The sequence below is a fragment of the Micromonospora sp. LOL_021 genome, from assembly GCF_048060215.1.
Classification (GTDB): domain Bacteria; phylum Actinomycetota; class Actinomycetes; order Mycobacteriales; family Micromonosporaceae; genus Micromonospora_E.
This window is the reverse complement of record NZ_JBHMIN010000145.1, coordinates 1-671: the sequence shown is the minus strand read 5'-3', so window position 1 is coordinate 671 and position 671 is coordinate 1. Positions and strand designations below refer to the sequence as shown.

At 68.1% G+C, this 671-nt stretch carries 1 protein-coding gene; it reads left to right on the top strand.

Annotation, left to right across the window (positions count from 1 at the left end; all coding sequences use genetic code 11):
• Positions 1–154 precede the first annotated feature (154 nt).
• On the top strand, positions 155–671 hold a 517-nt coding region (locus tag ACFHWT_RS31405), incomplete at its 3' end, for a transposase (RefSeq protein ID WP_416598329.1).

The following is a 671-nucleotide window of genomic DNA, read 5'->3' as shown; positions in this document are numbered from 1 at the left end:
TGCTCAGGCTGTTGTCTGGTGGTGACGGAGCTGATGGTCGGGAGTGGTGGCGATGTCGTTGTGCCCGCGTGCGGATGATGGGATCCCCGCGCAGACCGTGCGGGTGGCCAGGGCGGCGTTCCCGAAGACGACGTTCTGCATGCGGCTACGTGACGTGCTCGGCCCGCTGTTCAGTGACGAAGCGTTCGCGAGCCTGTTTCCCGCACGTGGACGGCCGGCCGCCTCGCCGGCGACGCTGGCGATCGTCAGCGTCCTGCAGTTCACCGAAGGACTCTCCGACGCCCAGGCGGCCGACGCGGTCCGTGGCCGGCTCGACTGGAAGTACCTTCTGGGACTGGATCTGACCGACCAGGGGTTCGACGCCTCGGTCCTGTCGGAGTTCCGTGGCCGCCTGGTCGAGTCCGGATCCGCCGAGGCGCTGGTGTTCGAGGCGGTGCTCGATCGGCTCAGAGCGGCGGATCTGCTGGCGGCGGGCGGACGAACGCGAACCGATTCAACCCATGTCCTCGGTGCGATCCGTAATCTGGAACGCCTGGAACTGGTCGGCGAGACGCTACGCGCGGCGCTTGAGGCCATCGCCGCGACCGCCCCGGACTGGCTGCGTGACAACGCACCCGTCGACTGGTTCACACGCTACGGTCCCCGCGTCGACGCCTACCGACTACCGAAAG